Below are 8,607 nucleotides of genomic sequence, written 5' to 3'. Positions count from 1 at the left end.
CGGGGGGGGGGCCAAGGCGGGGGGGGGGCGCCCTCCCGGGGGGGCGCCCCGCCCCACGCCTGGCGGAACCATGGGTTCCCCCCCCCCCCCCCCCGGCCCCCCCCCCGGGGGGGGGGGGGATCCCGCCCGAGAGAAGCTGATGATGACAACCAACGTGAAGCGGATCAAACGTCAATCGTTTCTCGTCAGGACTTGCAAACCCTCACGAGTCCGCGTGCAGGATCCGGCATTCGTCCGACGCGTTGATCGCCCAGGACGATCCCGCCAGCAGCATCGTGCCGAGTTCCCCAAGGCCGGTGCTGCGGAAGCTGACGCGGTGGGCGCGGGCCAGCGGCTCCATCTCCTCCAGAAAGCCCTTGGTCGGCACGGCGACATAGAGGCTGCCGTTGGGCAGGCCGCGGGCGCTCAGCGACAGGCGCGTTCCCAGGTCGGGGCTGACGGTCAGGTCGTAGCGTTCGCCGGGCTTCACCACGGCCCCGCTGTCCGACGGGGTGAAGCCCGACAGGATGAAGCCCGATTCGGTGGAGGCGGTGCGGAAGGTCAGACGCGGCGCCGCGTTCTGGCCGACCGGGATCCCGCGCTCCGCGACGCAGAAACGCTTGCCGCTCGGCGGCGTGTGGATGGTGACGGTCCAGCCCTTGCCGGAACCGAAGGGCTTGGCCGGCCCGTCCTCCAGCCCGGCGGCGGGCGGCGCTGCCGCCGGCGGCGGCGGCACGGTCTCGCAGGCGGAAAGCGCCAGCGCCAAGCCGGCCAGCAGGGCCCCGGTCAGCAGGGTCGAAGGCGTCGCCGCCCGGACGGCGCGGCGGTCCCTGAAGGCCGGCCGCAGTCGGACGACGGGTGCAAGGTGCGGCCGATCCATCGCGGCGTCCTCCCCATCCCTGGTCATGATGCGGCGACTTCCATACCACGTTCGCATGCGCCCGCGCGACCGTCGCGGGAACCGTTCCGGCTGTGCTAGAACCAGGGGCCCATTTCGCAGCAAATCTCCGGTTGCCATGCCCCACGCCGACTTCATCCACCTGCGCGTCCATTCCGCCTATTCGCTGTCGGAAGGCGCCATCAAGGTGAAGGAGCTGGTCAAGCTCTGCCTGAAACAGCAGATGCCGGCCGTCGCGGTCACCGACACCGGCAACCTGTTCGGCGCGCTGGAATTCGCACTGGCGGCGTCGGATGCCGGCGTTCAGCCGATCATCGGCACCGTGCTGGGCATCACCCGCGTCGGCCCGGCCCAGACAAAGCCGGGCTTGCCCGGCAAGGCGGCGGCCACCCCCGACCAGCTCGTCCTGCTCTGCCAGAACGAGGAGGGTTACCGCAACCTGACGGCGCTGGTGTCCAAGGCCTTCCTGGAGTCGGACCCGCTGGCCGGCCCGCAGGTGACGCTGGATGCGCTGGAGGGGCGGTCCGCCGGGCTGATCGCGCTGACCGGCGGCCCCGGCGGCTCGGTCGGCCGGCTGCTGCACGAGGGGCAGAAGGATCTGGCGCTCGATGTGCTGGAGCGGCTGAAACGCCTCTTCCCCGGCCGCCTCTATGTCGAGCTGCAGCGGCACGAGGGCGGGCGCGGCCATTTCGCCACGGTGGAGAACGCCGTCGAGCCGGCGCTGATCGACCTCGCCTATGCCCACGACCTGCCGCTGGTCGCCACCAACGACTGCTATTTCGCCACCGCGGACATGTACGAGGCGCACGACGCGCTGCTCTGCATCGCCGAGGGCGCCTATCTCAGCCAGGAGGACCGCCGCCGCCTGACCCCCGACCACCGCTTCAAGTCGGCGGAGGAGATGCGTCTGCTGTTCGCCGACCTGCCGGAGGCGGTGGACAACACGGTGGCCATCGCCCGGCGCTGCTCCTTCCTGCTGAAGCCGATCAAGCCGATCCTGCCGCCCTTTGCCTGCGAAGGCGGCCGGACCGAGGATGACGAGCTGCGCGCCCAGTCGCGCGCCGGCCTGGAGATGCGGCTGGAGAAGGTCGTCTTCACCCCCGACATGACGCCGGAACAGCGCGAGGAAACCCGCAAGACCTATTTCGAGCGGCTGGAGTTCGAGCTGGACGTCATCGTCAAGATGAAGTTCCCCGGCTACTTCCTGATCGTGTCGGACTTCATCAAATGGGCGAAGAACCACGACATCCCCGTCGGCCCCGGCCGCGGTTCGGGCGCCGGCTCCGTCGTCGCCTGGGCGCTGACCATCACCGACCTCGACCCGCTGCGCTTCGGCCTGCTGTTCGAACGCTTCCTGAACCCCGAACGCGTGTCGATGCCCGACTTCGACATCGACTTCTGCCAGGACCGCCGCGAAGAGGTCATCCGCTACGTCCAGAACAAGTACGGCTACGACCGCGTCGCCCAGATCATCACCTTCGGTAAGCTGCAGGCCCGCGCCGTTCTGCGCGACGTCGGCCGCGTTTTGCAGATGCCCTACGGGCAGGTCGACAAGATCTGCAAGATGGTGCCGAACAACCCGGCCAACCCGGTGACGCTCCAGCAGGCGCTGGACAGCGAGGAGATGCTGCGGCAGGCGCGCGACGGCGACGACACCGTCCGCCACCTGATCGACATCGCGCTGAAGCTGGAGGGTCTCTACCGCCACGCCTCGACCCACGCCGCCGGCGTGGTGATCGCCGACCGGCCCCTGCAGGAACTGGTGCCGCTGTACCGAGACCCGCGCTCCGACATGCCGGTCACCCAGTTCAACATGAAGTATGTCGAACAGGCCGGTCTGGTGAAGTTCGACTTCCTCGGCCTGAAGACGCTGACCGTGCTGAAGACGGCGGTCGACCTGATCCCCGAGAAGCCGGACCTGACCACCGTCCCGCTGGACGACGAGAAGAGCTACCAGCTGCTCAGCCGGGCCGAGGCGACCGGCGTGTTCCAGCTGGAAAGCTCGGGCATGCGCGACGTTCTGCGCCGGCTGAAGCCGAACCGGCTGGAGGACATCATCGCGCTGGTGTCGCTCTACCGTCCCGGCCCGATGGACAACATCCCGAAATACATCCGGGTGAAGAACGGCGAGGAAAAAGCCGACTACATGCATGACAGCCTGGAAGGCATCCTGAAGGAGACCTTCGGGATCATGATCTACCAGGAACAGGTCATGCAGATCGCCCAGGTGCTGTCCGGCTATTCGCTGGGCGGCGCCGATCTTCTGCGCCGCGCCATGGGCAAGAAGATCAAGGAGGAGATGGACAACCAGCGCAAGATCTTCTGCGACGGCGCGGAGGCGCGCGGCGTGAAGGCCGATCTGGCCAGCATGATCTTCGATCAGGTCATGAAGTTCGCCGGCTACGGCTTCAACAAGAGCCACGCCGCCGCCTATGCCCTGGTCGCCTACCACACCGCCTATCTGAAGGCGAACCACCCGGTGGAGTTCATGGCGGCGTCGATGACGCTCGACCTCGGCAACACCGACAAGCTGAACATCTTCCGCCAGGAGCTGGCCCGGCTGCGCATCAAGCTGCTGACGCCGGACATCAACAAGTCCGACTCCATCTTCGGGGTGGAGCAGTTGGCCGACGGCACCAAGGCGGTGCGTTACGCGCTGGCCGCCGTCAAGGGCGTCGGCCAGCCCGCCATGAGGGCGGTGGTGGAGGAGCGGCGGAAGAACGGCCCGTTCAAGAGCCTGTTCGACTTCGCCCGCCGGCTGGACCTCAAGACCATCAACAAGCGCCAGCTTGAGAACCTCGCCTGCGCCGGCGCCTTCGACGGGCTGAATCCCAACCGCGCCCAGGTCCATGCCGCCCTGGAGACCATCATCCGCTACGCCCAGGCGGAGGCGGCGGAGCGCGACAGCGGCATCGGCAACCTGTTCGGCGGCGGTGGGGGCGGCCTGCCCGAACCCGACATGCCCAAGGTCAAGGATTGGGAACCGCTGGAAAAGCTGAAGCACGAGTTCGGCGCTATCGGCTTCTACCTGTCGGCCCACCCGCTGGACGCCTATTCCGGCCCGCTCGGCCGCATGAAGGTGGTGCGCTCGGCCGATTTGGCGAACGTCGCCAAGGCCGGCGGCATGACCCGCCGCGCCATGGCCGGCATCATCGTGTCGAAGAAGGAGAAGACCTCCAAGTCCGGCAACCGCTTCGCCTTCGTCGAGCTGTCGGACGCCGCCGGCGGCTACGAGGTCACGCTGTTCTCGGAAATCCTGGCGGCCAACCGCGCCCTGCTGGAGCCGGGCAACGCGGTTCTGCTGACCGTCGACGTCCAGTTGAACGGCGAAGAGACCCGGCTGACCTGCCAGGAGATCAAGCCGCTGGAGGAGGCCGTCGCCTCGGTCAGCGCCGGCCTGCGCGTCGTGCTGCGCGACCCCGGCCCGATCGAGCATCTGCGCGCCACGCTCGACCGGCTGTCGCGCGGCAAGAGCCGCATCAACGTGCTGGTGGAGGTCGACCCGCTGAAGGAGATCGAGATCGAGCTTCCCGGCAGCTACACCATCACCGCGCAGAGCCGCTCGGCGCTGAAGGCGGTGCCGGGCGTGGTGGAGGTGGCGGAACTGTGAGCAAGGCGGCGGCGCCCGCCTTCGGCCGCTTCATCGCCATCGACTGGTCCGGCGCCCGCGGCAAACGCTATGCCGGCATCGCGGTGGCGGAGTGCGTTGCAGGCGACGCCGCCCCCAGGCTGGTCGAGGGTCCCGGCGGCTGGTGGTCGCGGACGGCGGTGTTCGAGTGGCTGCGCGCGGAACTGCCGCGCGAACCGGCGCTGGTCGGCATCGACTGCGCCTTCTCCCTGCCCTTCGCGGTGGCGGCGCGCGGCTTTCCCGGCCGGCAGGCGACGGTCTTCGACCTGTGGGACGCGGTGGAGGAGGTCTGCGCCGGTGAGCCGGACTTCGGTGGCGGCCCCTTCGCCAGCCATCCGCTGCACGGGCTGGGCTTCTGGCATGGCGGGCCGCAGCCGGACTGGTACGAGGACCCGCACCGCGCCACCGAATGGGCCTGCCGCGCCGACGGGCTGGGCCACCCGCAGAGCCCCTACAAGCTGATCGGGTCAAAGCAGGTCGGCAAGGGCGCGCTGGCCGGCATGCGGGTGCTGAGCGCGCTGCGCACCGCCCTGCCCGGCCGGCTGGCGGTCTGGCCCTTCGAGGATCCGGCGCCGGGGACAAGCGTGATGGTGGAGATCTACCCGCGCCTGTTCCTGAAACACACCGGCTTCGGCCAGCGCAAGATCCGCGACGGCGCAGAAATGGACGAGGCATTGCGTCGGCTGGGCTCGCACCCGTTGCAGCGGTCCGGTATGGTCAGCGACCATGACAGCGACGCGCTGGTGTCGGCCGCCGGCCTGCGCTGGCTCGCGGCAAAGGCGGCAGCCTGGACGCCGCCGGGACTGGACGACACCGTGCGGCGGCAAGAGGGATGGATTTTCGGGGTGGGGATGACCGGATCATGACGGCAATCGGCATCGCGCCGGCACAGGACCTTGCGCGGGGCGCCCGCCGTCCGGCCATCGACGTGGCGCGCGGGCTGGCGCTGGTCGCGATGGCGGCCTATCACGGCAGCTGGGACGCCACCTATTTCGGGCTCGCCCGCTTCGACCTGCTGGGCGATCCGCTGTGGCTGGCGGCGCGCGCCGTGATCCTGTCCAGCTTCCTGCTGCTGGCCGGCATCGGGCTGGTGCTGGCGACCCGCGACGGGCTCGATCCGGGGCGCTTCCTTCGCCGGCTGGGACGGGTGGCGGCCGGGGCGGCGGCGGTGTCGGCGGCGTCCTACGCCCTGTTCCCCGACAGCCCGATCTTCTTCGGCGTGCTGCACCACATCGCAGTGGCGAGCGTCATCGGCCTCGCCTTCGTCCGCCTGCCCGCCGCCCTGACCCTGGCGACGGCGGCTGCCGCGGTGCTGATCGGGACGACGCAAAGCCTCCCGCTGTTCGACAGCCCGTGGCTGCGCTGGATCGGGCTGACCACGGTGGCGCCGGACTCCAACGACTTCGTCCCGCTGCTGCCCTGGATCGGCGGCGTTCTGGCCGGAATCGGGCTGGCGCGGCTGTGGCCGGCGATGGGCGAGGGCGTGGAGGTGACCGGCGGCGGCGGGCGGCTTCTGGCATGGGCCGGGCGGCACAGCCTTGCGGTCTATCTGCTGCACCAGCCGCTGCTGTTCGGCATCGCCTGGGCCGCGGCGCAGCTGTCGCCGGTGGAGACGCCTGCCGCACGCGATTTCCAGGCGGCGTGCGTGTCGAGTTGCGAGCGCGCCGGGGTGTCGTCGGCGACCTGCACCGCCAATTGCCGCTGCGTGCAGTCGGAACTGGTGCGGAACGGGGTGTGGGAGGGATTCGTCGCCAACCGCCTCAGCGAGCGCGATCAGCGCGGCCTTGAGGCTGCGGTCGCCGCCTGTCGCAAGCCCTGACGGCAGCGGTCGGACCGGCCCCGGTTCTGACGGCCCTGGATCAGACGGACTGCCGCTTCTCCAGCAGGCCGCGCAGCAGGCTGGTCAGCGTCTCGGCCAGCTTGTACTGGTCGTCGCCCGGCAACCCGGCGATGACGTCGGCGAAGTCGTTCAGCGGGTCGTGGCGCAGCAGTTCCAGCGCCTTCGGCGTCGGGTGCAGTTGGGTGACGCGGCGGTCCTCCGGAACCGGCACGCGGACCAGCAGCTCCTTGCCCACCAGCACCTCCACCATCTGCGAGGCGGCCCCGCGGGTGGTGGCGTGGAAGTCGGCGAAGGCCGACACCGTGCGCTGGCTGTTGTTGGCGCCAGCGAAATAGCGCAGCGCCGTCCACTGCGACGGCTTCAATCCGTGGGTATAACCAAGGCTGTCGGCGATGTGGGCGATCTGAAGCATGACGTCGGCAATGGCCTGCGGCGACGCGCCGCCGGCATGATCCGGTTCGGTGAAGTCCATGGCGGCTCCGATGGATCCGGCTCCCGTGGCGCCGGCACCGATGGGCGCCCCGTTGTTCCGCATCGCCATCCGGCCCGCAGCAACGCCGCGCACTTTTGCAAAGTCCATTTGTTCCACTCTATAAAGTTTAGTGGCTATACGATGGCTGTACCAAAAGGCAGACGGCTATCGCGGTAATGCGGCAGCCACGCTGATCATGACACCACTACATATATTAGCGCGGTCGAACAAAAAACGAAACATCGGACACTTCATCTTTTTGTTGCAAATTGTCGCATTGCCTTGGGACCGGCAAAAGGACCTGAGGCGTGGGAACTCCAGGCAAACTCAAGCGAAATCGGCATATCGGCCATGCTGGCGGCCATTGTCGCCATGTTTCACTGGCGTAACCTTCGATTCGGCGGTATACGCGCGCGATGACCACATCTCCCGTTCCGAAGTCCGCATCGCCGGCCGCCGCCCAGACCATGGGCGCCCCGAAGGTCGGCATCGTCAGCCTCGGCTGCCCCAAGGCGCTCGTCGACTCAGAGCGCATCCTGACGCGCCTGCGCGCGGAGGGGTACGAGATCTCCCCCAGCTACGACGGCGCGGACGTCGTTCTGGTCAACACCTGCGGCTTCCTCGACAGCGCCAAGAAGGAGTCGCTGGACGCCATCGGCGAGGCGATCAAGGAGAACGGGCGGGTCATCGTCACCGGCTGCATGGGCGTGGAATCGGACATGATCCGGCAAATCCACCCCGACGTGCTGGCCGTCACCGGTCCCCACCAGTATGAACAGGTGGTCAGCGCGGTGCACGAGGCGGTGCCGCCGACGCACAATCCCTTCACCGATCTGGTGCCGCCGGAAGGGCTGCGGCTGACCCCGCGCCACTACGCGTACCTGAAGATTTCCGAAGGCTGCAACAACCGCTGCAGCTTCTGCATCATCCCGTCCCTGCGCGGCGATCTGGTCAGCCGGCCGATCCATTCGGTCCTGCGCGAGGCGGAAAAGCTGGCGGTCGCCGGCGTCAAGGAACTGCTGGTGATCTCCCAGGACACCAGCGCCTACGGCGTCGACGTGAAGTACAAGACGGAGAAATGGTACGACCGCGAGGTCCGCACCCGCTTCTTCGACCTGTGCAACGAGCTGGCGAACTTCGACCTGTGGGTCCGCCTGCACTACGTCTACCCCTACCCGCATGTGGACGAGGTCATTCCGCTGATGGCGGAGGGCAGGATCCTCCCCTATCTCGACATCCCGTTCCAGCATGCCTCGCCCACCGTGCTGAAGGCGATGCGCCGCCCGGCCGCCCAGGAAAAGCAGCTCGACCGCATCCGCAAATGGCGTGACGAGTGCCCGCATCTGGTCCTGCGCTCCACCTTCATCACCGGCTTCCCCGGCGAGACGGAGGAGGACTTCCAGTTCATGCTGGACTGGCTGAAGGAGGCCCAGCTCGACCGCGTCGGCTGCTTCAAGTACGAGCCGGTGGAGGGCGCCACCGCCAACGACCTGCCCGGCGCCGTCCCGGAAGAGGTCAAGCAGGAGCGCTGGGAACGCTTCATGGAGACGCAGAAGGCGATCAGCGCCGAGCGGCTCCAGCAGAAGGTCGGCTATACGCTGGGCGTGCTGATCGACGAGGTCGACGAGGACGGCGCCATCGGCCGCTCCTACGCCGACGCGCCGGAGATCGACGGCAACGTCTTCCTGAACGGCGAGACCGGCCTGAAGCCGGGCGACATGGTCGACGTCACCATCGAGCATGCCGACGAATACGACCTGTGGGGCAGCGTCGAGCGCGACCTGTAACCC

Annotated in this window: 6 protein-coding genes; 4 read left to right on the top strand and 2 right to left on the bottom strand. The window is 68.4% G+C overall.

Annotated features, from left to right (window positions below; all coding sequences use genetic code 11):
• Positions 1-202: 202 nt before the first annotated feature.
• Entirely contained in the window at positions 203-886 is a 684-nt protein-coding gene (locus tag FZ029_RS31530) for a hypothetical protein (protein ID WP_247892593.1), read from the bottom strand.
• 109 nt (positions 887-995) lie between these two features.
• Between FZ029_RS31530 and dnaE the strand changes: the two genes are divergently transcribed.
• Genes dnaE through FZ029_RS31515 form a run of 3 tightly spaced genes read left to right on the top strand, consistent with a single transcriptional unit; the run spans position 996 to position 6,324 of the window.
• Positions 996-4,487, top strand: a complete 3,492-nt coding sequence (dnaE, locus tag FZ029_RS31525) for a DNA polymerase III subunit alpha (protein WP_149274012.1) — start codon at positions 996-998, stop codon at positions 4,485-4,487.
• On the top strand, positions 4,484-5,371 hold the full coding sequence (locus tag FZ029_RS31520) for a hypothetical protein (RefSeq protein ID WP_149274010.1): 888 nt from the start codon (positions 4,484-4,486) through the stop codon (positions 5,369-5,371). Before dnaE ends, FZ029_RS31520 begins: the two co-directional genes overlap by 4 nt.
• Positions 5,368-6,324 carry a heparan-alpha-glucosaminide N-acetyltransferase gene (locus tag FZ029_RS31515; RefSeq protein WP_247892592.1) on the top strand — a complete coding sequence of 319 codons (957 nt, stop codon included), beginning with the start codon at positions 5,368-5,370 and terminating at the stop codon, positions 6,322-6,324. Before FZ029_RS31520 ends, FZ029_RS31515 begins: the two co-directional genes overlap by 4 nt.
• Before the next feature lie 40 nt (positions 6,325-6,364).
• Here the strand turns inward: FZ029_RS31515 and FZ029_RS31510 are convergent, their stop codons facing one another.
• Positions 6,365-6,817, bottom strand: a complete 453-nt coding sequence (locus tag FZ029_RS31510; protein ID WP_149201073.1) for a MarR family winged helix-turn-helix transcriptional regulator — start codon at positions 6,815-6,817, stop codon at positions 6,365-6,367.
• 467 nt (positions 6,818-7,284) lie between these two features.
• Here FZ029_RS31510 and rimO point away from each other — a divergent pair, with 467 nt between their 5' ends.
• On the top strand, positions 7,285-8,604 hold the full coding sequence (rimO, locus tag FZ029_RS31505) for a 30S ribosomal protein S12 methylthiotransferase RimO (protein WP_149274016.1): 1,320 nt from the start codon (positions 7,285-7,287) through the stop codon (positions 8,602-8,604).
• Positions 8,605-8,607: the final 3 nt, after the last annotated feature.

It is taken from the genome of Azospirillum sp. Sh1 (assembly GCF_008365135.1).
GTDB classification, from domain to species: Bacteria; Pseudomonadota; Alphaproteobacteria; order Azospirillales; family Azospirillaceae; genus Azospirillum; species Azospirillum oryzae.
This window is presented reverse-complemented; position numbering and strand designations above follow the sequence as displayed.